At 66.9% G+C, this 25,801-nt stretch carries 28 protein-coding genes; 19 read left to right on the plus strand and 9 right to left on the minus strand.

Translation table 11 applies throughout. The annotated features are described in order from the left end of the window. The first annotated feature begins 500 nt into the window (after window positions 1-500). Entirely contained in the window at window positions 501-2,528 is a 2,028-nt protein-coding gene (locus AE618_RS24860) for a M23 family metallopeptidase (RefSeq protein WP_054211765.1), read from the plus strand. A gap of 111 nt (window positions 2,529-2,639) precedes the next feature. Further along, window positions 2,640-3,557, plus strand: coding sequence for an AEC family transporter (locus AE618_RS24865; protein WP_054211766.1), 918 nt, complete (start codon window positions 2,640-2,642; stop codon window positions 3,555-3,557). Here AE618_RS24865 and gluQRS read toward each other — a convergent pair. Beyond that, window positions 3,510-4,451 (minus strand): tRNA glutamyl-Q(34) synthetase GluQRS, encoded by a 942-nt coding sequence (gene gluQRS, locus AE618_RS24870; protein ID WP_054211767.1) that lies wholly within the window; start codon window positions 4,449-4,451, stop codon window positions 3,510-3,512. The two genes, AE618_RS24865 and gluQRS, sit on opposite strands and share 48 nt — an antisense overlap. Before the next feature lie 103 nt (window positions 4,452-4,554). Here gluQRS and AE618_RS24875 point away from each other — a divergent pair, with 103 nt between their 5' ends. Next, window positions 4,555-5,199, plus strand: coding sequence for a DNA-3-methyladenine glycosylase family protein (locus AE618_RS24875; RefSeq protein ID WP_197280885.1), 645 nt, complete (start codon window positions 4,555-4,557; stop codon window positions 5,197-5,199). Window positions 5,200-5,259: 60 nt separating this feature from the next. Here the strand turns inward: AE618_RS24875 and AE618_RS24880 are convergent, their stop codons facing one another. Beyond that, on the minus strand, window positions 5,260-6,039 hold the full coding sequence (locus tag AE618_RS24880; RefSeq protein WP_054211769.1) for an HpcH/HpaI aldolase family protein: 780 nt from the start codon (window positions 6,037-6,039) through the stop codon (window positions 5,260-5,262). Between the two features lie 188 nt (window positions 6,040-6,227). After that, a complete protein-coding gene (locus AE618_RS24885) occupies window positions 6,228-6,551 on the minus strand; it encodes a DUF1476 domain-containing protein (protein WP_054211770.1) in 324 nt (107 codons plus the stop codon). A gap of 375 nt (window positions 6,552-6,926) precedes the next feature. Between AE618_RS24885 and purC the strand changes: the two genes are divergently transcribed. The 4 genes from purC (at window position 6,927) to purQ (ending at window position 9,371) form a co-directional block, all read left to right on the plus strand. Continuing rightward, window positions 6,927-7,721, plus strand: a complete 795-nt coding sequence (gene purC, locus AE618_RS24890; RefSeq protein WP_054211771.1) for a phosphoribosylaminoimidazolesuccinocarboxamide synthase — start codon at window positions 6,927-6,929, stop codon at window positions 7,719-7,721. A 61-nt stretch (window positions 7,722-7,782) separates the two neighbouring features. Beyond that, window positions 7,783-8,346: a hypothetical protein gene (locus tag AE618_RS24895; RefSeq protein ID WP_054211772.1), complete on the plus strand. Its 564-nt coding sequence runs from the start codon at window positions 7,783-7,785 to the stop codon at window positions 8,344-8,346. An 82-nt stretch (window positions 8,347-8,428) separates the two neighbouring features. Continuing rightward, entirely contained in the window at window positions 8,429-8,671 is a 243-nt protein-coding gene (gene purS, locus AE618_RS24900; protein WP_054211773.1) for a phosphoribosylformylglycinamidine synthase subunit PurS, read from the plus strand. Between the two features lie 4 nt (window positions 8,672-8,675). Beyond that, the gene (gene purQ / locus AE618_RS24905; protein WP_054211774.1) at window positions 8,676-9,371 is read left to right on the plus strand and encodes a phosphoribosylformylglycinamidine synthase subunit PurQ; all 696 of its coding nucleotides are present in this window, start codon (window positions 8,676-8,678) and stop codon (window positions 9,369-9,371) included. Window positions 9,372-9,486: 115 nt separating this feature from the next. On the opposite strand, the gene AE618_RS24910 is transcribed toward purQ, so the two are convergent. Genes AE618_RS24910 through AE618_RS24915 form a run of 3 tightly spaced genes read right to left on the minus strand, consistent with a single transcriptional unit; the run spans window position 9,487 to window position 11,096 of the window. Beyond that, complete coding sequence (locus AE618_RS24910) at window positions 9,487-10,122, minus strand: DsbE family thiol:disulfide interchange protein (protein ID WP_054211775.1); 636 nt, start codon at window positions 10,120-10,122, stop codon at window positions 9,487-9,489. Further along, window positions 10,119-10,292 (minus strand): heme exporter protein CcmD, encoded by a 174-nt coding sequence (ccmD, locus tag AE618_RS27605; RefSeq protein ID WP_082365564.1) that lies wholly within the window; start codon window positions 10,290-10,292, stop codon window positions 10,119-10,121. Before ccmD ends, AE618_RS24910 begins: the two co-directional genes overlap by 4 nt. 42 nt (window positions 10,293-10,334) lie before the next feature. Continuing rightward, the gene (locus tag AE618_RS24915; RefSeq protein WP_054211776.1) at window positions 10,335-11,096 is read right to left on the minus strand and encodes a heme ABC transporter permease; all 762 of its coding nucleotides are present in this window, start codon (window positions 11,094-11,096) and stop codon (window positions 10,335-10,337) included. Window positions 11,097-11,364: 268 nt separating this feature from the next. Between AE618_RS24915 and AE618_RS24920 the strand changes: the two genes are divergently transcribed. Beyond that, on the plus strand, window positions 11,365-11,607 hold the full coding sequence (locus AE618_RS24920) for a hypothetical protein (RefSeq protein WP_156330483.1): 243 nt from the start codon (window positions 11,365-11,367) through the stop codon (window positions 11,605-11,607). Between the two features lie 5 nt (window positions 11,608-11,612). Here AE618_RS24920 and ccmB read toward each other — a convergent pair whose 3' ends face one another. Further along, window positions 11,613-12,281 (minus strand): heme exporter protein CcmB, encoded by a 669-nt coding sequence (ccmB, locus tag AE618_RS24925; RefSeq protein ID WP_054211778.1) that lies wholly within the window; start codon window positions 12,279-12,281, stop codon window positions 11,613-11,615. Beyond that, window positions 12,278-12,895 carry a heme ABC exporter ATP-binding protein CcmA gene (gene ccmA / locus AE618_RS24930; protein WP_054211779.1) on the minus strand — a complete coding sequence of 206 codons (618 nt, stop codon included), beginning with the start codon at window positions 12,893-12,895 and terminating at the stop codon, window positions 12,278-12,280. Before ccmA ends, ccmB begins: the two co-directional genes overlap by 4 nt. Before the next feature lie 236 nt (window positions 12,896-13,131). On the opposite strand from ccmA, the gene acnA reads away from it, so the two are divergent. Continuing rightward, window positions 13,132-15,831 (plus strand): aconitate hydratase AcnA, encoded by a 2,700-nt coding sequence (acnA, locus tag AE618_RS24935; protein ID WP_054211780.1) that lies wholly within the window; start codon window positions 13,132-13,134, stop codon window positions 15,829-15,831. A gap of 118 nt (window positions 15,832-15,949) precedes the next feature. Here acnA and AE618_RS24940 read toward each other — a convergent pair whose 3' ends face one another. Then, complete coding sequence (locus AE618_RS24940; protein ID WP_054211781.1) at window positions 15,950-17,884, minus strand: methyl-accepting chemotaxis protein; 1,935 nt, start codon at window positions 17,882-17,884, stop codon at window positions 15,950-15,952. 266 nt (window positions 17,885-18,150) lie between these two features. Here AE618_RS24940 and AE618_RS24945 point away from each other — a divergent pair, with 266 nt between their 5' ends. From AE618_RS24945 to AE618_RS24990, 10 genes are all read left to right on the plus strand, one after another. After that, window positions 18,151-18,432: an acyl carrier protein gene (locus AE618_RS24945; protein WP_054211782.1), complete on the plus strand. Its 282-nt coding sequence runs from the start codon at window positions 18,151-18,153 to the stop codon at window positions 18,430-18,432. A gap of 175 nt (window positions 18,433-18,607) precedes the next feature. Beyond that, window positions 18,608-19,075 carry a 3-hydroxyacyl-ACP dehydratase FabZ family protein gene (locus AE618_RS24950; protein ID WP_054211783.1) on the plus strand — a complete coding sequence of 156 codons (468 nt, stop codon included), beginning with the start codon at window positions 18,608-18,610 and terminating at the stop codon, window positions 19,073-19,075. Window positions 19,076-19,077: 2 nt separating this feature from the next. Next, window positions 19,078-20,205, plus strand: a complete 1,128-nt coding sequence (locus tag AE618_RS24955) for a beta-ketoacyl-ACP synthase (protein ID WP_054211784.1) — start codon at window positions 19,078-19,080, stop codon at window positions 20,203-20,205. An 11-nt stretch (window positions 20,206-20,216) separates the two neighbouring features. Then, complete coding sequence (locus AE618_RS24960) at window positions 20,217-21,515, plus strand: beta-ketoacyl-ACP synthase (protein WP_054211785.1); 1,299 nt, start codon at window positions 20,217-20,219, stop codon at window positions 21,513-21,515. Further along, the gene (locus AE618_RS24965; RefSeq protein ID WP_054211786.1) at window positions 21,512-22,258 is read left to right on the plus strand and encodes an SDR family oxidoreductase; all 747 of its coding nucleotides are present in this window, start codon (window positions 21,512-21,514) and stop codon (window positions 22,256-22,258) included. The genes AE618_RS24960 and AE618_RS24965 overlap by 4 nt, the downstream gene beginning before the upstream one ends. Before the next feature lie 68 nt (window positions 22,259-22,326). Then, the gene (locus tag AE618_RS24970; protein WP_054211787.1) at window positions 22,327-22,578 is read left to right on the plus strand and encodes a CopG family ribbon-helix-helix protein; all 252 of its coding nucleotides are present in this window, start codon (window positions 22,327-22,329) and stop codon (window positions 22,576-22,578) included. After that, a complete protein-coding gene (locus tag AE618_RS27610; RefSeq protein ID WP_082365565.1) occupies window positions 22,575-22,859 on the plus strand; it encodes a type II toxin-antitoxin system RelE/ParE family toxin in 285 nt (94 codons plus the stop codon). The genes AE618_RS24970 and AE618_RS27610 overlap by 4 nt, the downstream gene beginning before the upstream one ends. 17 nt (window positions 22,860-22,876) lie before the next feature. After that, on the plus strand, window positions 22,877-23,899 hold the full coding sequence (locus tag AE618_RS24980) for a zinc-binding dehydrogenase (protein WP_054211789.1): 1,023 nt from the start codon (window positions 22,877-22,879) through the stop codon (window positions 23,897-23,899). Window positions 23,900-23,996: 97 nt separating this feature from the next. Beyond that, window positions 23,997-24,974, plus strand: a complete 978-nt coding sequence (locus AE618_RS24985) for a lipid A biosynthesis lauroyl acyltransferase (protein WP_432704526.1) — start codon at window positions 23,997-23,999, stop codon at window positions 24,972-24,974. Between the two features lie 67 nt (window positions 24,975-25,041). Continuing rightward, complete coding sequence (locus tag AE618_RS24990; protein ID WP_054211790.1) at window positions 25,042-25,800, plus strand: DUF1223 domain-containing protein; 759 nt, start codon at window positions 25,042-25,044, stop codon at window positions 25,798-25,800. Window position 25,801: the final 1 nt, after the last annotated feature.

Consider the following 25,801-nt stretch of genomic DNA (forward strand, 5'->3'; position numbering starts at 1 on the left):
ACCGATCTCTCGGCTACAAGGCCCAACGTCCTGGGAAAGCGCAGAAGAGGCGCCGCTCAGCGGCGGCGCCGTCTCGATGGGCGGTTTATAGGACCCACCACCCAGACCTGTCAACACAGGATTTGAAAGTTTTTTGACAATCGCCCGGGTCCTTCGCCGGCGGGGCTTCGGACGCACCGGCTTCCCATCCGGCAGATGCCATCCGCCTATGATGCCATCCGCCTATGATGCCATCCGCCTATATAGCACGCGCGCCCGCGCGGCGTGCTGCCCGCAAACAGCCGCATTCGGCATCCACAGCATGCCTGCAGGCGCCAGCCGGATTGATTCCGGCCGGCGACACGGGCATGGTCTTGACGGACGCTTTCGGTGCATCCGTCGGGGGTTCCGCTCTTCAGGTTCGCAAGGCCCGGGCGTTCGCATCGGGTCCCGTTCGCGCAGATCGCTCCCAGGTTCGATTCGCCTGGGATTGTCGTCTCAGGATCGCCAGACATCTCACGATGAACGCCCACCCCGAGTTCACCTTGCCAGCCGAGCCGCTTGCCCCCGAGGCAGCCGCGCTCCTGGTCGATCTCGGAATAGAGCCGCCGATCCAACCTGCCGGTGCGAGCCAACAGGCGCTCGACCGGCGCGGCGTCTCGCTGCGCTGGCTTGCGGCCTGTGCCCTGGTCGGCTCTTGCGGCGCGGCACTGCTGGGCGCCGCGATCCTGGTGGCGATGCGCGGTGACACCAGCTTCCCCGAGCAGCCCGAGACGGTGGCTGCTCGCGCCTCGTCTGCGGCCGGCGATGGCGGTGGAGCACGCAAGGGCGACAAGCTCGTCGCCGGCCAGCCCGTCCTGGCGGCGCGGCACTCGGTGCGGGCCCCGATGTCCCAGCGCGTCGGCAATCGCGAGGTCATCCGCGTGCGCCCCTTCGTCCGGCTCGCCTCCAGCCTGTCGCTGACCACCGGCGTTTATGCGACCAATATCCCGCCCTTCAATCCGCTGCGCCTCTTCGCCGAGGGCGGCCAGCCCAACGAGCGCTACGCCGAGCCGATCCTGGATGTTCCCGACGCCGACGTTACCATCGTCAAGCGCGATCTTACGACAATGACCATCCCCCCCGGCAAGCCTCAGCTCGGCGACGCCGAGGTCATCGCGCAGATCGAGGAGGAGCGGGCCAACCTCGCCGCGTCGGGACGCCAGCGCCCGCTTCCGATTCCGCCGCAGCTGATGCTGAGCCGCACTCTGGGCGGCGCAGCTGCGCCGAGCAGCGACGTATTTGCCTATGCACCTGCGACAGACACCCGCTTCTCGGGGATCGAGGTTCGGGTCGTTCCGGAAAATCTCACCAACGCCCCCAAGACCCCGATTGCAGCCGCGCGGGAACCCCTCGTCGAGGAAAAGCTGCTGCTCGCCAAGCGCGGCGAGAATTTCGAACAGGTCATGCGCGGCGCCGGAGCGGCGCCCGACCAGATCCGCGGCATGATCCAGGCATTCGGTGGCAAGGTCCGGACCTCGGCCCTGCCGGACGGCCAGGTGCTGCAGGCGCTGTTCGCGCCGGGCCTCAATCCCAGCGACCCGCGCCAGATCGTGCGTGTCTCGCTGTTGGCCAACGGCCAGCCTGACGGCACTGTCGCCGTCAACGACAAGGGACTCTTCGTCTCCGTCAACCTGCCCAAGCAGGACCTTGTCGGTCCGCAGCGGCCCCAGCGCAAGGGCGACGACGAGGGAGAGGATGATGATGAGGGCGGCACCGGCGCGCGCCTTTATGAGAGCCTCTACGAGACCGGCATGCGCCACGAATTGCCGCGTCCGCTGATCGACGAACTCGTCCGCATCTTCTCCTACGATCTCGATTTCCAGCAGCGCGTGCGCGGCGGCGATACGCTCGAGGTGATCTTCACCGAAGAGGACGAGGGCGAGCGGGCCGAGATTCTGTCGGCATCGCTGACCATTGGCGGAGAGACCCGTCGTGTCTTCCGCTATCAGGCGCCCGAGGACGGGCTGATCGAATATTTCGACGAGGAAGGGAAGTCGCTGAAGAAGTTCCTGCTGCGCAAGCCCATCGCCGATGGCGAAATGCGCTCCGGCTTCGGCATGCGCTACCACCCGATCATGCGCTACTCGAAGATGCATACTGGCGTGGACTGGGCCAACCGGATCGGCACGCCGATCCTGGCCGCCGGCAACGGCACCGTGCTCGAGGCCGGATGGTCGTCAGGCTATGGCAAGCACACCGTGATCCAGCACGCCAACGGCTATGTCACGACCTATTCCCACCAGTCGAACTTCGCCAACGGCGTTGTTCCCGGCGCCAAGGTCCGCCAGGGGCAGGTCATCGGCTATCTCGGCTCGACCGGCCTCTCGACCGGGCCGCATCTGCATTACGAGGTCAAGGTCAACGGCAATTTCGTCAATCCGATGAAGATCCGCGTGCCGCGCGGCCGCGAGCTGCAAGGCCCGACCCTGGCCGAATTCAAGCGCCAGCGCGACGAAGTCCAGGGCCTGATTGAGCGGGCCGGCGGCGCGGTCGCCCAATTGCGCTGAACGCATGCCAACGGCCTGGAGGCGCCCCCGCCCCGCAGTGGTCGCTTGACATATTGAACCCAAAGGCACACCGGCAAAGCGTGTCCTGTCGCTGCTGCCGGTGCCGCGCCCATGCTCGCCGCCCTTCTCGTCGTCCTGCCCGTCTTCGGCCTGATTGCGCTCGGCTATCTGGCGCGCTGGACGAAGCTGCTGCGCGAGACCACCGGCGAGGGCCTCTCGGATTTCGTCTTCGTGCTGGCGGTGCCCTGCCTGCTGTTCCGGACGCTGGCCAAGGCCGACATTCCCGATGCCCAGCCCTGGGGCTACTGGATCGCCTATTTCACCGGACTGGCCGTCGTCTGGGCGCTCGCCATGCTGATCGCGAGCCGCTTCTTCGCACGCAAGGGGCCCGAGCTCGTCGTGTCCGGATTTGCGGCAGCGCAATCCAACACCGTCTTCGTCGGCATCCCGATGATCCTGAAGGCCTATGGCGACGCCGGTGCGGTGCCGCTCGGCCTGCTGCTGGCCGTACACCTCCCGGTGACGATGACCATCGCGACCCTGCTGGCCGAAGGCCGGACGGCCTCGGTGACGATGCTGTTCCGGCGGCTCTTCACCCATCCCATCATCATCGGGATCATTCTCGGCACGCTCGCGCGACCCGTCATCGCGCAGATACCGGTGCCGTTCTGGACGCTGATCGACCTGATCGCCAATGCCGCCGTACCCTGCGCGCTGGTCAGCCTCGGCATCGCCATGCGGCGCTATGGCCTCGAATCCGGCCTGGTGTTGCCGGCCGTGCTGAGCGGCCTCAAGCTTGGGCTGCACCCGCTGATCGTCTATCTGCTGGCGACGAAGGTTTTCGGCATGCCCCCGCACTGGTCCGGCGTCGCCGTGCTCTTCGCGGCCTGCCCCTGCGGGATCAACGCCTATCTCTTCGCCGAGCGGTACCGCCAGGGCGTCGCCGACGCCTCGAGCGCGATCACGCTGTCGACCCTGCTTTCACTGGTCACCACGGCGGCCTGGCTGAGCTGGCTCGGCGTCGGCTGAGGCCCCGCCTCCGTCGAAGCCGAGCCTCTGCCTGATCTGGGCCGCCGTGACGCCCCGCTCCCTCAGATCGGCGAGGCTTTCCGACCCCCGGCTCTTCGCCAGCTTGCGGCCAGACCCGTCGGTCAGAAGCTCATGGAAATGGTAGAGCGGCGTCGGCAGTCCGAGCAGGTACTGCAGCACGACATGGATGTCGGTCGCGGCCTCCAGATCGCGGCCGCGCACCACATGGGTTACGCCCTGCAGCGCATCGTCGAGCACGACGGCCAGATGATAGCTCGTCGGCACGTCCCGCCGCGCCAGCACGACATCGCCCCAGCGCGCCGGCTGGGCCGTGATCGTCTTCGCCTGCCCGTCCGCATCGATGACAGAAAAGGCGACATCGCCAACCTCGGCGATCGCGCGGTCCATGGCGAGACGCAGAACATGCGGCTCTCCCGCCGCGATGCGCGCGGCCGCCACCTCGCGATCGCAAGCCCGGCAGGTGCCGGGATACAGCGGCGCGCCATCCGGATCGACGTGCCAGGGCCGGCCGGATGTCGCCTCCTGCGTCGCGACGGCGGCCCTCACCTCCTGGCGGGAGCAGAAGCAGGGATAGACCAGATCGCGCGCCTGCAGCAGGGCGAGAGCGGCGGCGTAACCGGCGATATGCTCCGATTGCCGCCGCACCTCCGGCTCGAAGCGCACCCCAAGCCAGGCGAGATCGTCCAGGAGCGCTTGTACCAGGGCCGGCGTGCAGCGCTCGCGGTCGATATCCTCGATCCGCAGCAGAAGACGCCCGCCCATCCGCGCGGCGAAGCGCTCATTGGTCAATGCCGACAAGGCGTGCCCGAGATGCAGCCGACCATTGGGACTCGGCGCGAAGCGGAAAACCGGTTGAGCAGAGGACGACGCCATGCCGCTTGTCTAGGATCTGCCCCCGGAACAGCCAAGCGGCGAATCGGATGTCCACCCTCACGCTGCTGACGCCGACCGACCAGGAATGGATGCTGCTGGACGTATGACTCACCGAATCACCTGCGACGCCGATCTCGAGGAGGGCATGGCGGCTCTGCGCGCGCGCCATCAGGATTGGGGGGCGATCATCGACAGGACCGGCATCCCGCCGCTGCGTCGGCGCGAGGGCGGATTTGCCGGCATTGCAGCGATCATCGTCTCGCAGCAGCTATCGGTCGCCAGCGCGCGCGCGGTTATGGCCAGGGTCGAATCGGTCTTCGGCCGGCTCACGCCAGACCGCATCCTGGCGGCCACCGATGACGAAATGCGGCTGTCGGGCCTGTCGCGGCCCAAGCAGCGCACCATGCGCGCGGTGGCGCAGGCGATCACCACGCGACAGCTCGACCTCGACGCGCTGGAGACCGCGACGCCCGAGCAGGTCCACGCGCTGATGACGGCCGTCTCCGGGATAGGCCCCTGGACCGCCGACATCTATCTCTTGTTCTGCCTCGGCCATCGCGACGGCTTCGCGCCGGGCGATCTCGCGATCCAGGAGGCGGCGCGCGTCGCCTTCCGCCTCCCGGCGCGGCCGAAGGCGGCCGAGCTGGAGGCGCTGGCGGAAGGCTGGCGGCCCTGGCGCGGCGTCGCCGCCCGCCTGCTCTGGGCCTATCACGCCGTGCTGAAGGCGCGCGAGGGCGTCAATGCCTGACGCATCGGCCCAAAAACCGGGACGCGGTTCTGGGGCCGATACGAAAACAGGAAGCCAGCTTCAGCGCCCCAGAACCTTCAAGGCTGTGCTCGCCGCGCCGCGGAGGAACGCGCTGTCGCTCATCACGGTGACGAGCTTCGCGCCCATATCGAGGAAGGCCTTGGCCCGCTCGGCCGACGGCGCATAGACGGCCGCCGTCTTGCCCGCCGCCGAGGCGCGCGCGATGATGTGGCGGATCGCCTCGTCGGTCTCTGCCGAGGCCGGGTTGAGTTCCTTGCCGCCCGACAGCGCGATGGACAGGTCGGACGGACCGACGAAGACGGCATCGATGCCGTCCAGCGCCAGGATATCGTCGAGGATCGCCATCGCCTCGCGGGTCTCGATCATGGCGAAGGACAGCGAGAAGCGGTTCGCCTCGCGCAGATAGGCATTGGCGTCGAGGCCCGACGCGCCGAGCCCGCCATAGCTGCCCCAGCTACGCTCGCCCATCGGCGGGTACTTCGAATAGGCCGCGAACTGGCGTGCGTCGGCCATCGTGTTGATCATCGGCGCAATGACGCCGGAGACGCCGGCATCGAACAGCCGCGAGACGTTCTGGAACTCGCCGACCGGAATGCGCGCGATCGCCGGCTTGCCGGCGGCGTTGATCAGCGGCACCGCCCGGATCACCTCGCCGAGCGTGATCGGCCCGTGCTGCATGTCGAGCGTGACGGCATCGAAGCCCTCCTTCGCCAAGAGCCCGGAGATGCTCGGATCGGGCAGGCCGCACCATGCGGAGACGATGGTGTCGCCCTTCGCGAGGCGGTCCGCGAGCGAGGACAGGACGGTCGATGTGGCCATGGCGCGTTTCATCCGTTGAAAGGCCCGCTCTTGGATCGTCAGGCGGGTGCGCCAAGGTGGACCGGAGGAGCCTGCAAATGCAAACGGGCGCCCATGCGCCCGCTTCAATCACGTCCTGCGTTTTTGCACGCCCTGCGTCGTCGGGCGGCGCCGATCGGGCGCCGCAGCCGGCATCGGCATCCGGCCCGTCAGCGTCCCGCCTGGATTTCCTCGGCCGCCCGGATCAGCAGCTCCGTCATCACGCGACGGACTTCGTCGTCCGCGACGGTGATGCCGCCGGTCACGAAGTCGCCCTTGACCTTGCGCACCACGTCCTCGTCGCCGGCCTCCTCGAAATCGGCCACCACGACCGACTTGGCATAGGCGTCGGCCTCGGCGCCGCTCTTGCCGAGCTTCTCCGCCGCCCACAGGCCGAGCAGCTTGTTGCGCCGCGCCGTCGCCTTGAAGCGCAGCTCCTCGTCATGGGCGAACTTGTTCTCGAAGGCGTCCTTGCGCTGATCGAAGGTCGACATGCGGTTTTCGTCCTCTTGGTCAAGAAGCGTGCCCGAGGCGGGCGCGGAAAAAGGGCTTGTCAGCCATATAGGGCGGCGGCCGGGACAGGGCCAGTCCGGAATCCGCTGTCGAACGCCATGCGCGACGGTTTTCGCTGTCGGGCAGCAGGCGGGTCTGGCAGGGGCGAAAGACCGGTTTGTTGCGTTTGCAGTGCAGAAGGGCCATATAGCGGGCGCGGTGGCGACCATCTCGGGCGCCGACGCATTGAGCCGGCCGGCAGCGCGGTCTACGCTGATTCCAGCCTGATCGGAATCAGCACGGATTCGTGCAGGACCGGCTGATCAGGGGCCCAGATCCCGCCGCAGGGCGACCTGCGTCCAGAGAAAGGCCGACCTTTGGATTTCCTCAAGCCACGGTACATCCCAATGAATCGCCGCCGTCGCATCTACGAAGGCAAGGCGAAGGTCCTCTATGAGGGACCCGAGCCCGGAACACTGATCCAGCACTTCAAGGATGACGCCACCGCCTTCAACGCCAAGAAGCATGAAGTGATCGACGGCAAGGGCGTGCTCAACAACCGCATCTGCGAGCACATCTTCTCCAACCTGAACGATATCGGCGTCCCCACGCATTTCATCCGCCGGCTGAACATGCGCGAGCAGCTCATCCGCGAGGTCGAGATCATTCCGCTCGAGGTCGTCGTGCGCAATGTCGCCGCCGGCTCGCTCTCGACCCGCCTCGGGCTCGAGGAGGGCACGCAACTGCCGCGCTCGATCATCGAGTTCTACTACAAGAACGACGCGCTGAACGACCCGATGGTCTCGGAAGAGCACATCACCGCCTTCGGCTGGGCGACGCCGCAGGAGATCGACGACATCATGGCGCTCGCCATCCGCGTCAACGATTTCCTCTCCGGCCTCTTCCTCGGGGCCGGCATCCGTCTCGTCGATTTCAAGATCGAATGCGGCCGGCTCTGGGAAGGCGACATGATGCGCATCGTCGTCGCCGACGAGATCAGCCCCGATTCCTGCAGGCTCTGGGACATCAAGTCGAAGGACAAGATGGACAAGGACCGCTTCCGCCACGACATGGGCGGGCTGATCGAGGCCTATACGGAGGTGGCACGCCGCCTCGGCATCCTCGGCGAGAACGAGAAGGCCGGCCCGGCAGGCCCCAGGCTCGTTCAGTAAGCCCAAGCGCGGTGCAGTGAGCCCCGGCGCAATGCCCCAGACGACCGCAAAACGGGAGCGCATGCGCTCCCGTTTCCATGTCGCGACGCTGATTTTCGGCTGCGCGATGCTGCTGTCGGCCTGCTCCAGCCATTTCGGTGCCGGCATCGCCGAACTCCCGGCCTCGCAGGGCTGGACGCCCCTGCCGATCGGCTCCTGGGTGCTGAATGACGGGCTCGAGGCCCGCAGCATGGTGTTCTGCCCGCGCGACACCTGCAGCAGGCAGGGCTTCGCCTCGGTCGTCGCCTTCACCGGCAGCGAGGCGAAGCGGATGGAAGAGGCGCTCAAGGCTGATCCCGCCAGCCTCGCCCGCCTCTTCTCCAAGCCGCCGCCCGACGAGAGCCGCAGCCGCAAGAAGGCCAGGCCGAAAGGCCCGGCCAAAAGCACCACGACCGTCACCCGCTTCGAGGCCGAGGGCGTCGCTGGCATCCTCGTGGAGATTCGCGCGCGAGACGCGTCCGGGAAAAGCGCAGCGACCGCCATCCTTCACGGACGGGAAGCAGACGCCCTCGTCGTCGCGCTGGCCGTCGCGGAGGACCCGGCAGCGGCCCGGCGCGATGCGGTGGCCGCATGGCGCAGCCGCTGATTCACGTGAAACCGCGCGGAATGGTTGAGCCCACCTCGATTCGCGGTTAAGGCAGCCCGATCAAGCCCGTCCGGAGAGCCCCATGAAAGCCCGCGTCACCGTCACCCTCAAGACCGGCGTGCTCGATCCGCAGGGCAAGGCGATCGAAGGCGCTTTGAAATCGCTGGGCATCGACGGCGTCGGCTCCGTCCGCCAGGGCAAGGTCTTCGACATCGAGCTCGCGGGCTCCGACAAGGCCGCCGCCGAGGCTGCGCTCAAGATGGCCTGCGAGAAGCTGCTCGCCAACACCGTGATCGAGAACTACCGCGTCGAGATCGGGGCGTAAGCCAATGAAAGCCGCCGTCATCACCTTTCCCGGCTCCAACCGCGACGGCGACGTCGCCAAGGCGCTGAAGCAGGCCGGGGCCCATGTCGCCCATGTCTGGCACGCCGATACCAGCCTTCCCGCCGGCATCGACCTCGTCGTGCTGCCCGGCGGCTTCTCCTATGGCGACTATCTGCGCACCGGCGCCATCGCCGGCCGCGCCAACATCATGGATGCGACCCGCGCCCATGCGGCCCGCGGCGGCTATGTGCTGGGCATCTGCAACGGCTTCCAGATCGCCTGCGAGGCGGGCCTGCTGCCGGGCATCCTGATGCGCAATGCCGGTCTGAAATTCGTCTGCCGCCGCCAGCACCTGACGGTCGAGCGCGCGGACACGCCCTACACGTCGACCTATGCCAAGGGCCAGGTCATCAATGTCTGCATCGCCCATGGCGAGGGCAACTACATCGCCGATCCGGAGACGCTGGCGCGGCTCGAAGGCGAGGGCCTCGTCGCCTTCCGCTATGCCGACGCGCAGGGCAACGTCACGGCGGACGCCAACCCCAACGGCTCGCTGAACGGCATCGCCGGCATCTACTCGCCCGGCTTCAACGTGCTCGGCCTGATGCCGCACCCCGAGAACCTGATCGATTCGCTGACCGGCGGTACCGACGGGCGCGGCATGTTCGACAGCCTGATGGGCGGGAAGAAGGCGGCCTGAGCCCGTCATTCTCGGGCAAAGCGAAGCGCAGACCCGAGAATCTCAGGCCGACGGAGGCGCCGGAGACATCTGGTCATGAGATGCTCGGGTCAAGCCCGAGCATGACGCCCTCCGGCTACTTCCCCGCCATCGCCCGCGCCAGAAGCCTGCCGGCGCTCGTGGCGTCGAGCGGGCCGACATGCTTCTCCAGGATGCGCCCGTCCGGCCCGATGACGAAGGTCTCGGGCACGCCATAGACGCCCCATTCGATCGCGGCCCGTCCCGGCCGATCGACGCCGACGGCGGAATAAGGGTTGCCGAGGGCGTCGAGGAAGCGCCGGGCATTCTCGGCCTCGTCCTTGTAGTTCAGGCCGACGACCGCGACCTTGCCCGCCTTGACGGCCGGCGCATCCGCCAGCGCGACCAGGAAGGGATGCTCGACCCGGCAGGGCGCGCACCAGCTCGCGAAGACATTGACGATCGTCGCCCGGCCCGTGGCGAGATCGGCCATGCCGAAGGCCGGCACCGGACGCCCGTCACGCTGCAGGCCTTCGAGCGCGCTCAGCGTGATCACAGGGGCCGGCTTGCCGATCAGGGCGGAGGGCACCTTGCTGGCGTCGCCGGACGACAACCCGACCAGGAAAATTCCGGCCAGCGCGGCAAACACCAGCAGCGGAATGAGGAACACCAGCGCCGAGCGCCGGCGCGGCGCGATCGCGTCTTCGCCCTCGACCTGGGCATTCTCGACTCGGCCGGGCTCCACCTCGCTCATGGCGCAACCGGCCCCGAACGACGGCCGGCACCGCGCTGCTCGAGCGCCGCGAGCGCCCGCTTCTGCGCCCGGTGATCGAGCAGGATGGCCAGCGTCAGCCAACCAAGCACGATCGCGACGGCGGCGTAGGACGCCAGGATGAAGCCGGCATGGGGGCCAAGACCGCTCATCACAAAAAACTGCTCATGACAAAGGACTGCCCAATAGCGCGCTCATGCCGGCAGCCCTTGCGACGCCAGCCGGTCGAGACGCTCGGCCTCGAGGATCGTCAGCGTGCGCACGCGCCGGCGCATGATTTCGGCGCGCATTGCGACCAGATGCAGCGCCAGCGCCAGGCCGGTGAATCCGACAGCCAGGATCAAAAGCGGCCAAAGCATGGAGGGATGGATCGAAGGCCCGTCCAGGCGCAGCACCGAGGCCGGCTGGTGCAGCGTGTTCCACCACTCGACCGAAAACTTGATGATCGGCACGTTGACGAAGCCGACCAGCGTCAGGATCGCGACCGCGCGGCCGGCCCGCGACGGCTCGTCGAGCGTCCGCCACAAGGCGATGATGCCGAGATAGATCAGGAGCAGCACCAGGACCGAGGTCAGCCGCGCGTCCCAGACCCAGTAGGTGCCCCACATCGGCTTGCCCCAGAAGGCACCGGTCAGCAGGCAGATCAGGGAAAAGCAGGCGCCGATCGGCGCCGCAGCCTTCTGCGCGACATCCGCAAGCGGATGCCGCCAGACCAGCGTGCCGAGCGCTGATATCGACATCACCGTGTAGAACATCAGCGCCAGCCAGGCGGCCGGCACATGCACGAACATGATCCGGATGGTCTCGCCCTGCTGATAATCGGGGGGAGCGACGAACCAGGCGAGATAGAGGCCGACGGCCAGCAAGAGCACGGCCGCGCCCGTCATCCAGGGCAGCACGGCAGCGGAAAGGCGCATGAAGCGCGTCGGGTTTGCCAGGTCGATCAGGCCAGCCATGTCACCGCATCATGCTCCAAGGGCTGCCTCGCAGCTGCCCCGCAGCTTTATCAATGCCGGCAGAAGCCAGCAATGCACTTGCGGACCATGCGACACCGGCGACGCAGACCGGAATCGGTGTTCACTGCGATCAAGGCCTTGTCGGCGCAATCGGTGTCGCCCGCAGGCCTCAGTCATTTCTAACAATTTGATTTAATTGATTTATTTAACGCTTTGTTGCCTGCTGCTTCCGAGGCTGCTAACCTCCGGCCAGAGGCGAGGAGAATCCATGCCGGAACGATTGCCGGATGACATGCGCCGTGACGTCGAGGCGACGATCCGTTCCAAGGCGAGCGAATCCAGGATTGTCGACGTTCACGCGACCGTCGAGGAAATCCGGCTCCGGCACGCCGTCCCGGAGATCCGCATCGCCGACATGGCGGTGATCGTGGCTCGCCTTGCCGCCCAATATGGCTGCGCCGTCGAATTGGGCGGGCAGTGCGCCGAGCCGGACAGCAAACCGGCAGCCTGACCGAACTACTCCGCCTGCCGGAGCGCAGCGGCAGCGGCCAGCGTGCCGACGACGATCGCCGCCAGCGACAGCGCGCACAGGATCAGGAACGGCGTCCGGAACGGGACCGTTCCGCCCAGCGCGGCGTTCGCCGCCGAGACACCGAAGATCAGCACGGGAATCGTCAAGGGCGCGACCAGCACGGGCAGGATCAACCCGCCCCGCCGCAACCCCGCCGTCAACGCCGCTCCCCCGGCGCCGATGAAGCTCAGGGCCGGCGTTCCGACCAGCAGCGTCCCGGCGACCGGCAGCATCGCCTCGCCCGGCAAGGCCACGAGCAGGCCGAGCATTGGTGCCGCCAGCGCCAGCGGCAGGCCGGTGGTCAGCCAATGCGCCAGCCCCTTGGCCAGAACCGCGAGCTCGAGCGGCAGCGCGGATGCGCGGATCAGGTCGAGCGAACCATCCTCCTCATCGCCCTGGAACAATCGGTCGAGCCCGATCAGCATGGACAACAGCGCCCCTAACCACAGAATGGCCGGACCGATGCGCGACAGCAGGTTCAGGTCGGGTCCGAGCGCGAAGGGCACCAGCACCACGATCGTCAGGAAGAAGACGAGCGCGAGTTCGCCGCCGCCGCCGGCGCGGGAGGCCAGCATGAGATCGCGCCCGAGGATGGCGAGAAAGGCGCGGGTCACGGCCCGATCCTCAGTTCGCGCGCGCCGTCCAGCCCGAGCGGACCATGCGTCGCGGCCAGGATCGCGCCGCCCTGCGCCAGATGCTCCCGCATCAGACCGGCCAGCATCGCCTGGGCGGCAAGATCGAGTGCTGCCATCGGCTCGTCAAGCAGCCAGAACGGTCGCCTTGCCACCAGAAGCCGCGCCAGGGCGACGCGCCGCCGCTGTCCGGCCGAGAGGTAGCCCACCGGCAGCGCCGCGACATGGGGAAGCCCAACCCTGGCTAGCGCATCGGCCGAAGAGAGCACGGCGTCTCCCAGCAGCGCCTGGGCGAAGGCGAGGTTTTCCTGTGCGGTCAGTGCCGTCTTCAGCCCATCGCGATGCCCCACGACATGGCTGAGTTCAAGGGGCGCGACGTCGGAGGCACCCTCGACGCGAATCGTCCCGGCCTCCGGCCGCAGCCGCCCGCACAGCATCGCCAGAAGGCTCGATTTGCCGGCCCCGTTGCGGCCGGTCAGCGCGATCGCTTCGCCGGGACGCAGGCGGAAGGTAAGCCCCTCGAAAATCAGCCGGCCGCCCCGCCGACAGGCAAGATTCTCGGCCGAAAGGATAAGGGGGGCGTCAGGCAATGGCATCGCGGCGCAAGCATCTTCCGAAACGTCAGGGATCGCGCATGAACGCGCTTCGTTCATGTAGCGGGCTTCTTGGAATTGCTCTATAGAGCCCGTGGCTACGCCGCACGCCGATCCGGCGCGGGGCTCGGGCACTCCCGAGGCGGCGCGCGCGACATGCGCAATAGGCCTTCGATCCGACGATTCCGCAAGGCGTCCGTCGGCTCGCGACCGCAACCCCTTGATCAGGATCAGCCCGCATGGCTTCGCTCGACTCCTTCAAATGCCGCCAGACGCTCACCGTCGGCGCCAAGACCTATGAGTATTACTCCCTTCCGCTCGCCGAGCAGAACGGCCTCGCCGGCATTTCGAAGCTGCCTTTCTCGATGAAGGTGCTGCTCGAGAACCTGCTGCGCTTCGAGGACGGCCGCTCGGTCTTCAAGGCCGATATCGAGGGCTTCGTCGCCTGGCTGACCGACAAGGGCACCGCCGGCAAGGAAATCGGCTTCCGCCCCGCCCGCGTGCTGATGCAGGACTTCACCGGCGTTCCCGCCGTCGTCGACCTCGCCGCGATGCGTGACGGCGTCGTCGCGCTCGGCGGCGACCCGGCCAAGATCAACCCGCTCGTCCCCGTCGACCTCGTCATCGACCATTCGGTCATCGTCGACGAATTCGGCACGCCCAAGGCGCTCTCGCAGAATGTCGAGCTCGAATATGAGCGCAATGGCGAGCGCTACCGCTTCCTGAAATGGGGCCAGGGCGCCTTCGACAATTTCCGCGTCGTCCCGCCCGGCACCGGCATCTGCCACCAGGTCAATCTCGAATACCTCGCCCAGACCGTCTGGACCCGTAAGGAGACGATCGACGGCGTCGAGGTCGAGGTCGCCTATCCCGACACCGTCGTCGGCACCGATTCGCACACCACCATGGTCAATGGCCTGGCCGTTCTGGGCTGGGGCGTCGGCGGCATCGAGGCGGAAGCCGCCATGCTCGGCCAGCCGCAGTCGATGCTGCTGCCCGAGGTCATCGGCTTCAAGCTGACCGGCGCGCTGAAGGAAGGCATCACCGCCACCGACCTCGTGCTCACCGTCACGCAGATGCTGCGCAAGAAGGGCGTCGTCGGCAAGTTCGTCGAGTTCTTCGGCCCCGGCCTCTACAATCTGACGCTGGCCGACCGCGCCACCATCGCCAATATGGGCCCTGAATACGGCGCGACCTGCGGCTTCTTCCCGGTCGATGCCGAGACGCTGGAATACCTCACCACCACCGGCCGCAGCACCGACCGGATTGCGCTGGTCGAGGCCTACAGCAAGGCGCAAGGGCTGTTCGCCACGATCGAGACCGCCGACCCGGTCTTCACCGACACGCTGGAGCTCGACCTCTCCACCGTCCAGCCCTCGATGGCCGGTCCCAAGCGCCCCGAAGGCCGCATCGACCTGAACGGCGTCGCCGCCGGCTTCAAGGCCGCGATGGACACCGAATACAAGAAGGGCGGCGAGATCGCCCGCCGCGTCCCGGTCGAGGGCAAGGACTTCGATCTCGGCCATGGCGACGTCGTCATCGCCGCCATCACCTCCTGCACCAACACCTCGAACCCGTCCGTGCTGATGGCGGCGGGCCTGCTCGCCCGCAACGCGGTCGCCAAGGGCCTCACCGTCAAGCCCTGGGTCAAGACCTCGCTGGCGCCGGGCTCGCAGGTCGTCGCCGAATATCTCGCCAAGGCCGGCCTTCAGGCCGATCTCGACAAGCTCGGCTTCAACCTGGTCGGCTTCGGCTGCACCACCTGCATCGGCAATTCCGGCCCGCTGCCGGCGCCGATCTCGAAGGCGATCAACGAGCAGGGCCTGATCGCGGGCGCCGTCATTTCCGGCAACCGCAATTTCGAAGGCCGCGTCTCGCCCGACGTGCAGGCGAACTACCTCGCCTCGCCGCCGCTGGTCGTGGCTTACGCGCTGGCGGGCTCGGTCCAGATGGACCTGACCACCGAGCCGCTGGGCCTGGGCTCGGACGGCAAGCCGGTCTTCCTCAAGGACATCTGGCCCTCCAACAAGGAGATCCAGAGCTTCATCCGGGAGAACGTCACGCGTGCCATCTTCGAGGCGAAATATGCCGACGTCTTCAAGGGCGACGAACACTGGCAGGCGGTGAAGACCCCCGAAAGCCAGACCTATGCCTGGGAGGACGCCTCGACCTACGTCCAGAATCCCCCCTATTTCCAGGGCATCAGCAAGACGCCGACCCCGGTCACCGACATCAAAGGCGCCCGCATCCTCGGCCTCTTCGGCGACAAGATCACCACCGACCACATCTCGCCGGCCGGTTCGATCAAGGCCGCCTCGCCCGCCGGCGCCTATCTCTCCGAGCATGGCGTCGCGGTGGCCGACTTCAACCAGTACGGCACGCGCCGCGGCAATCACGAGGTGATGATGCGCGGCACCTTCGCCAATATCCGCATCCGCAACCACATGATGGGGCCCAACGGGCGCGAGGGCGGCTACACCATCCACTACCCGAGCAAGGAAGAGCTGCCGATCTATGACGCCTCGATGCGCTACCAGGCGGAGAAGGTGCCGCTGGTCGTCTTCGCCGGCGTCGAATACGGCAACGGCTCCTCGCGCGACTGGGCTGCGAAGGGCACCAACCTGCTCGGCGTCAAGGCCGTGATCGCGCAGAGCTTCGAGCGTATTCACCGCTCGAACCTGGTCGGCATGGGCGTGGTGCCCTTCACCTTCGTCGAAGGCACCAGCTGGGCCTCGCTCGACCTGAAGGGCGACGAGACCGTCTCGATCAAGGGGCTGGCCACGGTGAAGCCGCGCCAGATGCTCGAAGCCGAGATCACCTATGCCGACGGCACGGTGAAGAACGTGCCGATCCTGTGCCGCATCGATACGCTGGACGAGATCGACTACTTCAAGAACGCCGGCATCCTGCACTACGTCCTGCGCGGCATCGCCGCCTGAGCGGAGGCCGGGGACGGGGCCACCGCCCCCTTGCCACCTTTCGACAACATCAGGGCTGCGGCATCGCGCGATGCCGCAGCCCTTTCGCATCCCATAGCCGAAAGGCTCCGGCTCTCCGTCACCCGGCCCTGCGCAGCGGCACGACGGGCGACGGGCGCCCCATCGATCCCCCTGCGCTCATGGTCCGGAACGAGACCACCAGCGCATCGAGTTCGGCGATCTTGCGGCCGAGCATGACGGCAGAGGCCGCGCTTTCCTCGGCAAGCGCCGCGTTCTGCTGTGTCATCTCGTCCATCCGCGCAACGGTCTGGCTCATCTCGTCGATGCCGTTCGACTGTTCGCCCGACGCAGCTGCCACCTCGGTCACGGTCTTCACAACGCTCTGCGTCGCTTCGACGATTTCGCCCAGGACCTCACCCGCGCTGCGGACCAGCTTGACCCCGGCTGCCACCTCTTCATGGGTGTCATTGATCAGGCCGGAGATGCCCTTGGCCGCATCCGAGGATTGCTGGGCAAGCGCCCGCACCTCCGATGCCACGACGGCGAAACCCTTGCCCGCATCGCCCGCCCTCGCCGCCTCGACAGCGGCGTTCAGCGCCAGCAGATTGGTCTGGAAGGCGATGCCATCGATCACCGAGATGATGTCGGTGATCTTGCCGCTGGCCTGCTCGATACGGTTCATCGCGCCGATCGCGTCCGTCACGATCGCTCCGCCATTGCTGGCGACCCGCGTCGCGTTCTCGGCGAGGTTGACAGCCTGGCGAGAGGCATTGGCCGAAGCCTTCACCGACGCAGCCAGTTGCTCGGTGGTGGCGGCGGTCTCCTCCAGTGACGAGGCCTGCTCCTCCGTGCGGATCGACAGGTTCTCGGCCCCTGCCTTGATCTCGTCAGCGGCGGCCGCGACCTCGCGCGACGTCTGCTTGATCACCGTCACCGTCAGGGCCAGCTTCTCGACCATCTCGTTGATCGAGGAACTGACCGATCCGAGCTTGCCCGAATAGTCGGCGTCGACGGTCCGGGTCAGGTCGCCCTCGGCGATGCCCTTGAGGATGTCCGCGAACGACGTGGTCGCGCCATCGATCGCGGCATTGATCTGGTTCAGTCCCGTCACGAGCGCCGCCATCTCGCCCTGCTCCGACCCCGATTCGACGCGGTAACCGAAATCCCCGCGGACGGCCGCGTCGACCACGTGCCTGATCTGCCGCGCCGTTTCGTCGAAGGCTTCGCCCTGCCTTTGGGAGGCCCTCAGCTCCTCGTCCCGCTGCTGCCGCTCCTGCGCGGCACGCTCGGCCAGCGCATCCTGATAGGAGCCGATGGTGCGCGCCATGTCCCCGATCTCGTCTCGCCTGTCGCGATGGGGGATGAAGGCCGCGACAGCCTCCGAACCACGTTGCCGCATCGTCGCGACGATGTCCGCGATCGGCCGCACGATGCTGCGCAGGACCGTGGCATAGAGGCCCAGAGCCGTCAGCAGGGCGACGACGAGACCAGCAATCGCGGCGGTTGCCGCGAGTCCGCGGGCCGTGCTCGCGCCGGCCTGCCCCGCCATCGCCTCGGCCTCGAGCGCGTCGCCCGCCTCCTTCATCGATTTTTCGAGTGCCTCGAAACGATCGTCGAACAACGCCATGCCCTCAAGCGCTGCTTTGCGGTCCTTGAAGGAGAGCTCGACCAGCGCCACGGCCTGAGCGATGTAGTTTTTCAGGGGTTCGTCGAGCGCCTGAAGCCGCGCCAGCGTCTCCGGCGAGCTCACAATCGCTTTCGTCGCGGCGATCCTCTCCGAGAACTCCTTGGCGTGGGCGCGTGTCTCGGAGAGCGTCTCGGTGCTGTCCTGACCGGCGTCGGAGCGGATCAGAGCCGCGTAGACGTCGGCGCGCAGCCCGTCATGCAGCATGTCTCCGATCGTATGGTTGCGGATCGCGGCGGCGGAATTGGCCAATTCGTCGATGGCGGATCCCATCTGCGAAGACGAATAAATCCCGACGCCCGCTACCGCGCTCATGATGAAGGCCAGGAACAGGCAAAGCAAGGCAAAGCGCGCTTTCAGCGAAACCACCGGCCATCTCCCGATTGACTTCAACCCAATCCAGAATTGCGTATTTCACTTAACGCTACGTCAATGATACAATTTTGGCGCGCAGCCTTGGCAAGCCACCCCCAGGGATCGGCGCCGCCACCTTGATGCGTCGCAGTTGTCCTCTCCCGCCCCCCGGTGTAAGGGGGCGTCACAGTCATCCTTGGCGGGGGGCTTGGGGCAGGCGCAGGGCTAACACCCGCGCCCGGATGTCGTCCGCCTCCATCTATCCAAGACGGAGCACCCGCATGTCCGCCACGTTCGAGACGGTCGCCGGAATCATTTCGGAGACCTGCGACATTCCGCGCGAGAAGATCACGCCGGAAAGCCATGCCATCGCCGATCTCGGCATCGACTCGCTTGCCTTTCTCGATATCGCCTTCGCGATCGACAAGGCCTTCGGCATCAAGCTGCCGCTTGAGCAGTGGACGCAGGAAGTCAACGAGGGCAAGGCCCCGGCCGAGCAGTATTTCGTGCTCGAGAACCTCTGCAAGCGCATCGACGACCTCGTCGCCGCCAAGGCGGCCTGAGCCAAACCGCCATCGACACATCCTCAACCCCGACGTCCGAGGCGCCGATAACGGCCCTCGGAGCCGGGTGCTATGGACGTTAGGAAGCCGCGATATTGAGCGGAGCGGCATCAGTCGCTAGATCATAGCCGCGCCGGAGCAGCATTCGACGCGGCATATCGACGATCGGAAGCGCATGCGCCTCGAATATTTCGACATGATCGACGCCGTCGTAGCCTTCGAGCCGGGCGAGAAGCGCATCGCCGTGCGCTCGACGGTCCCGGCCGCCGACGCCAGCCCCGTTTTCGAGGGGCATTTTCCTGGCCACCCGCTGGTGCCGGGCGTCCTGCTGACCGAAACCATGGCGCAGGCCTCGGGCTATCTCCTGCTCGGCCTGAACGGGCTGACGCAGATGCCCTTCCTGATGACGGTCGACAAGGCGCGCTTCCGCACCTTCGTCGAACCCGACGCTGTTCTCGACATCGCCGCCGAGCTCGTCATCGAGGGCTCCGGCTATGCAGCGACCAAGGCGGCGATCACCATCGACGGCAAACCGATCTGCGACGCGCAGTTGCGCTTCCGCCTGATGCCCTTTCCTGCCGACATGCGGACCTTGATGGAAATCCGTATCAAGGCGATCGGCCTCGTGCCGGAACAGGCCTGACCATGCAGCGCGACGTCGTCATCACCGGAATAGGCCTTGCGTCCAGCCTGGGCGAAGGGATCGAGGCGCATGCGGCCGCGCTTGCCCGATCGGCTCCGCCGGTCGTCGATACCGTAAGCTTCGCGCCCTATCCGGTACACCCGTTGAAACCGCTCGAACTCGACCGGCAGATCCCGAAGAAGTCGGACCAGCGCCAGATGGAGCCCTGGCAGCGGCTGGGCGTCTATGCGGCGGGCCTCGCGCTCGATGACGCCGGCATCAAGGACGACGTCGAGACCAAGAGCCTCCTGCAGGTCATCGTCGCGGCCGGCGGCGGCGAGCGCGACCATGCCGTCGATGGCGCCATCCTGACCGGCCTGCGCGGCGCCAACGCGCCTGGCGCCTTCCTCAACGAGCGGCTGATGGGGGATCTGCGCCCGACGCTGTTCCTGGCGCAGCTGTCCAATCTGCTGGCCGGCAATATCGGCATCGTCCACGGCATCACCGGCGCCTCGCGCACCTTCATGGGCGAGGAGCAGGCTGGGGTCGACGCGATCCGCACCGCCCATGCCCGCATCGCCTCGGGCCAGGCCGAGATCATGCTGGTCGGCGGCTCCTACAATGCCGAGCGCCGCGACATGCTGCTGCTGTTCGAACTTGGCGGCTATCTGCGCAAGGGCGATTTCGCTCCCGTCTTCGCCCGCGAGGACGCGCCAGGCCTGATCACCGGCAGCGCGTCCGGCTTCCTCGTGCTCGAATCCGCGCAGCGCGCTGCGGCGCGCGGCGCCAAGGCTCATGCGACGCTCGGCAAGGTCGCGGCCAGCCGCTCGAAGCGCCAGCCCGGCACCGTCGAGACCGCGCTGCGCGGCCTGCTCGCTGAGCTCGGGCCGGTGTCGACCGGGGCGCTCGCTATCTCCGCCGCAACCGGCGCCGCCGGCATCACGGCCGAGGAAGCCTCAGCGATCGCCACCTTGCCCCAGGCGCGTCGCATCGCCACCGGCGATCTCGTCGGCCATGCCGTCGAGGCGGCCTTCCCGGTCTCGGTCGCGCTCGCCGCCGCAGCCCTGTCGACTGGACAGGCGCAGGAGGCGATCGTCACCGGCGTCGGACATTGGCGCGGCGAGGGCGCTGCTCGCCTGGGCACTGCGTGAGGACCATGGCCATGAACGCGACCGACCAGACTTTCCCACACCGCGACTCCAGGGGCCGCCCAATCGTCGCCGTCACCGGACTCGGCATCGTCACCTCGCTCGGCCAGGGCAAGGACGCCAATTGGGAAGCCCTGACGGCCGGCCGCTCCGGCATCCATGCGATCGAGCGCTTTGCGACGCAGGGCCTGCGAACCACCATCGGCGGCACCGTCGACTTCCTGTTCGACAGGCCGTTTTCGGCGCCTGAACTCTCCGAGAAGCTCGCCATGCTGGCTGCCGAGGAGGCCGTCGGTCAGAGCGGGCTCGGCCAGCCCGGCGATTTCCCGGGTGACCTCTTCATGGCGGTGCCGCCGGTCGAGATGGAATGGCCGCAGAAGCAGGAGCTGGCGGCGACCATCGACGGCGAGGTCGACTATGACGGGCTGCTGCGCGCAGCCTCTTCGCAAAAATTCAAGCCGATGCACGAGATGTTCCTGTTCGGCACGGTCGCCGATCATGTCGCCGATGCCTTCGGCACCAAGGGCTCGCCGATCTCGCTCTCGACCGCCTGCTCGTCCGGCGCGACCGCGATCCAGATGGGCGTCGAGGCGATCCGGCGCGGCGAGACGCAAGCCGCGCTGTGCATCGGCACGGACGGTTCGATCCATGCGGAGGCGCTGATCCGCTTTTCGCTGCTTTCGGCACTGTCCACCCAGAACGATCCGCCGGAAGCCTCCGCCAAGCCCTTCTCCAAGAATCGCGACGGCTTCGTCATGGGCGAGGGTGCCGGCGCGCTGGTGCTGGAGGATTACGACCACGCGCTGGCGCGCGGTGCGACCATCCTCGGCATCGTCGCCGGTTGCGGCGAGCGCGGCGACGGCTTCCACCGCACCCGCTCCAGCCCCGACGGCAAGCCTGCGATCCTCGCGATGCAGGATGCGCTCGCCGATGCGGGCCTGACTCCAGACGACGTCGATTACATCAACGCACACGGCACCTCGACCCCTGAGAACGACAAGATGGAGGCGATGAGTTGTGCCGCCGTCTTCGGCGAGCGCATGGCCACCCTGCCGATGTCCTCCAACAAGTCGATGCTCGGCCACACGCTGACGGCAGCCGGCGCAGTCGAGGCCGTGATCTCCTTCCTGACCATCGCCAACAGCCGCATTCCCCCGACGATCAACTACACCACCCCCGATCCGGCGATCGCGCTCGACGTCGTGCCAAATGTCGCGCGCGACGCGACGGTTCGCACCGTGCTCTCCAATTCCTTCGGCTTCGGCGGCCAGAACACCAGCCTCGTGCTCGCCGCCGCCCCGGAGGCCGCATGACCAGGGTTCTCGTGACCGGCGGCGCCAAGGGGGTCGGCGCGGCCATCGTGCGCGCCCTCGCGGCGAACGGACACGATGTCGACTTCACCTATCGCAGCTCGGGCGACCAGGCCGTGGCGCTCGCAGCCGAGATCGCGCAGGCGCATCCCGGGCGCAGCATCAACGCCTTGCCGCTCGATCTCTCCGACAAGGCCGCGCTCGACGCCTTCTGCGAGGAACGCGAGGCGGAGAGCTATTTCGGTCTGATCCACAATGCCGGCCAGCCCTATGATTCGCTGGCCGCGATGATGATGCAGGACAAGGCCGAGGCGGCGATGCAGGTCAATTTCTGGGCCTTCACCCGGCTTGCCAAAAGCCTGATGCGCAACATGATCCGCGCCCGGGCCGGGCGCATCGTCGCGATCGGCTCTGTCGCGGCGCTCCGCGGCAATCCCGGCAACGCGGCCTACGCCGCCTCCAAGGGCGCGCTGATCTCCTATGCCAAGACGCTCGCGGTCGAGACCGGCAAGCGCGGGGTCACGGTCAACATCATCGCGCCGGGCTTTGTCGACACCGACATGATGGCCCCCTACGCCGCTTACCGCGACAAGATGCAGGCCCAGATCCCGGCCGGCCGCTTCGCCAGGCCCGACGAGGTCGCGGGGCTGGCCGCCTTCCTGATGAGCGAGCCTGCCGCCTACATCACCGGCACGGTGATCCCGATCGATGGCGGCGTCACGGCGCATCTCGGCGTGCATCGCTGACGTCGACCGGATGCGATGCCCGTGCTAGGTTCACTCCGAACCGGAGCGAACCTCCACAGGAGTTTGCCATGACCGCAGCCTTCACCATCCGCCTCGACGACGAGATGCTGGCCAAGCTCGACGCATTGGCTGCCGACACAGACCGCTCGCGAAGCTGGATCGCCGCCAAGGCTATCGAAAGCTATGTCGAGCTGAATGCGTGGCAGATCGCGAAGATCAAGGAAGGCATTGCCCAAGCCGATCGTGGCGAGTTCGCGACGGAAGAAGAGCTCGACGAGATTGAAGCGGAGTTGCAAGCGCGCATCGATGCCGCCCGATGAAATTGATTTGGACACCTCGCGCCAAAGACGACTTACGCGAGATCGGCCACTATATCGCTGATTTCAATCCGAGGGCTGCGCTTGCGCTGGCGCGTAGGCTTCGGCTGGCAGCCAAGGTACTCACCGATCATCCGGCCATAGGTCGGCCGGGACGTGTCGACGAAACGCGTGAACTCGTAGTCTCTGGCACGAGCTATATCCTGCCCTACCGCGTCCGTGATGGGCGCGTCGAAATCCTGGCCGCGCTCCACGCCTCGCGCGAATGGCCGGACGAACTCTGAAAGACGAAACTTTTCCCATGCGTTCACTTCAACTCCATGGCGACCGTGACCTCCGTCTCGAGGAGATCGAGCCGCCGCCGCCGCCCGCCGCCGGCGAGGTCCAGATCCGCATCCGCGCAATTGGGCTGAACTATCTCGACATCTGGGGCTTTCGCGGTATGGCCTTCGCCAAGCGCAAGATGCCGCAGGCGGCCGGCGTCGAGGCGGCCGGCGAGATCGTCTGCGTCGGCGAAGGCGTCACCAACCTGAAGGTCGGCGACACCGTCACCGCCTATGGCGCCGAGACCTGCGGCCACTGCAAGGCCTGCCTCAACGGCCGCGACAATCTCTGCGAGAACGTCGCCGGCATCATGGGCTTCCATATCGACGGCTTCGCCCGCGAATTCCTGAACAAATCGGCGCGCCTCGTGATCAAGGTGCCCGACGGCGTCTCCTTCGAGGAGGCCGCCTGCGCGCCGATCGGCTTCGGCACGGTACAGCACATGCTGTTCGACAATGCCAAGCTCGAACCCGGCGAGTCCGTGCTGGTCCATGCCGGCGGCTCCGGCATCGGCACGGCCGCGATCCTGATGGCCAAGGCGATCGGCTGCACGGTCTACACCACCGTCGGCGACGACGAGAAGGGTCGCAAGGCCAAGGAACTCGGCGCCGACTTCGTCGTCAACTACAAGACCGAGCGCTTCGAGGGAGAGGTCCGCCAGCTCACCAAGCGCAAGGGCGTCGACGTCATCTTCGAGCATGTCGGCGCCGACACCTGGAACGGCTCGCTGCTCTGCCTCAAGCGCGGCGGCCGGCTCGTCACCTGCGGCGCCACATCAGGTGCCTCCGCCACGATCAACCTGATGCAGCTCTTCCAGCAGCAATACCGCATCACCGGCTCCTTCGGCTGCCGCATCGAGAACATCCGTCAGTCGCTCGACAAGATGGCATCAGGCATGAAGCCGGTGATCGATTCGGTGTTTCCGCTGGAGGATTTCGAGAAGGGCCTCGCGCGCCTGGAAGGCCGACAGGTCTTCGGCAAGGTTGTCGTGACGTTCTGAGAACCCTTCGAAACTTGACGAAACCGCGTTCCTGCCGCAAGTCGCGGCTCAAGCCCGGTTTCGCAAGCCGTTCGGGCGCAGTTGGGGCCGGAACGACTTGAGACGACTGAAGACCCTCGCCGCGCGCATCGGCGCCATGGCGATGATCGGCGTGATCCGGACGCTGTTTGCGTTCCTGCGCCTGCTAGGGCCCGAGCGGTCGAGCGATCTCGGCGGCTGGCTGTTGCGCACCGCCAGCCCGCTGCTCCCGGTCAACCGCGTCGCGCTCGCTAATATCCGCGCGGCCTTTCCCGGAATGGCGGACAGCGAGGTTCGGCGCATCGCGCGCGGCGCCTGGGAGAATCTCGGGCGCACCGCCGCCGAATACGCCCATCTCAAGACGCTGTTCGACTATGATTACCTCAATCCCGACGCACCCTCGCGCGTCGAGGTCGATGGCATCGAGCATTTCATCGCGCTCAAGGACGACGAGAAGCCCGGCCTGATCTTTTCCGCCCATCTTGCCAATTGGGAACTGCCGGCGATCTGCGCCCAGGCCTATGATCTCGACACCACGGCCGTTTTCCGCGCTCCCAACGACCCGGCGATCGCCAGCGTCGTTCACGAGATCCGTTCGGGCGCCATGGGTGGGCTGGCCGCGGCCAAGCAGGGCGCAGCCTTCGCCATGCAGGGCGTGCTGGAGCGCAACGGCCATTTGGGCATGCTGATCGACCAGCATTTCACCCGCGGTGTCGTGGTGCCCTTCATGGGCCGTCCGGCCCTGACCAACCCGATCCTCGGCAAGTTCGCCCGCCGCTTCGAATGCCCGGTCCATGGCGTGCGGGTCGTCCGCCTTCCCAACCAGCGCTTCCGCCTCGAACTGACGCCGCCGCTCGATCTGCCGCGCGACGCCGCCGGCGAGATCGACGTCCAGGGCGCCATGGCGATGATGACGGCAGTGGTCGAGGGCTGGGTCCGCGACCATCCCGAGCAATGGCTCTGGATGCATCGGCGTTGGCGTCCGACGATGATGAGCGCGGCGGTCGCCGAAGCCGGAATGGCGGTTGCGCGGACCCCGGCTTTCAAGGCAACGTGATTTCCAAGTGAGAGGGATAGGGCGCTTTAGTAACGCCTGAGATGTCTAATCTCGCCGAGTTCAAGCCATGACCTGTTTCAATCCTCTCTTTTCCGCAACCATCGCCCTGCTTTCGCTGGGCGTCACGGTCGCGCGCGCCGAGTCCACAGGCACCCAGCCGAAGGCGGTGATCGAGCTCTTCACCAGCCAGGGCTGCTCCTCCTGTCCACCGGCGGATGCGCTCTTCGTCGAGCTCGCCAAGCAGCCGGATGTGATCGCGCTGACCCTGTCGGTGACCTATTGGGATTATCTCGGCTGGAAGGATACGCTGGGGAAGGACATCTTTACCACGCGTCAGAAATTCTATGCCAAGGCGCGCGGCGACAGTCAGATCTATACGCCCCAGGCTGTGATCAACGGCGCCTCGCATGTCGTCGGTTCCGACCGGGTTGAAATCGATCGCGCGACGAAGCAGTCGTCGGGCACGGATTTCGTCGCCAAGCTGTCGCTGAAGGAGGAGGCCGGGACGCTGCGGGTCACGCTCGCGCCGCTGAACGAGCCCGTCGGGCGCACAGCCGGTGTCTGGGTCGTGCCGACGACGCGGATGGTTACGGTGCCGATCGCGCGCGGCGAGAACCAGGGCAGGACCGTCTCCTACGCCAATGTCGTGCGTGGCATGACCCGCATCGGCGACTGGGACGGCAAGAAAGCGGTCTTGACGGTGCCGCTCACCGCGACGCAGGCGCCCGAGGCGGATGGCTATGTCGTGCTTGTGCAGGCGGAAATGCCGGGGAAATATGGCATGATGCCGAGCGCGATCCTCGGAGCGGCACGCAGCCCGCACTGAT

This window comes from Allobosea vaviloviae, assembly GCF_001298265.1.
In the GTDB taxonomy this organism is placed as follows: domain Bacteria; phylum Pseudomonadota; class Alphaproteobacteria; order Rhizobiales; family Beijerinckiaceae; genus Allobosea; species Allobosea vaviloviae_B.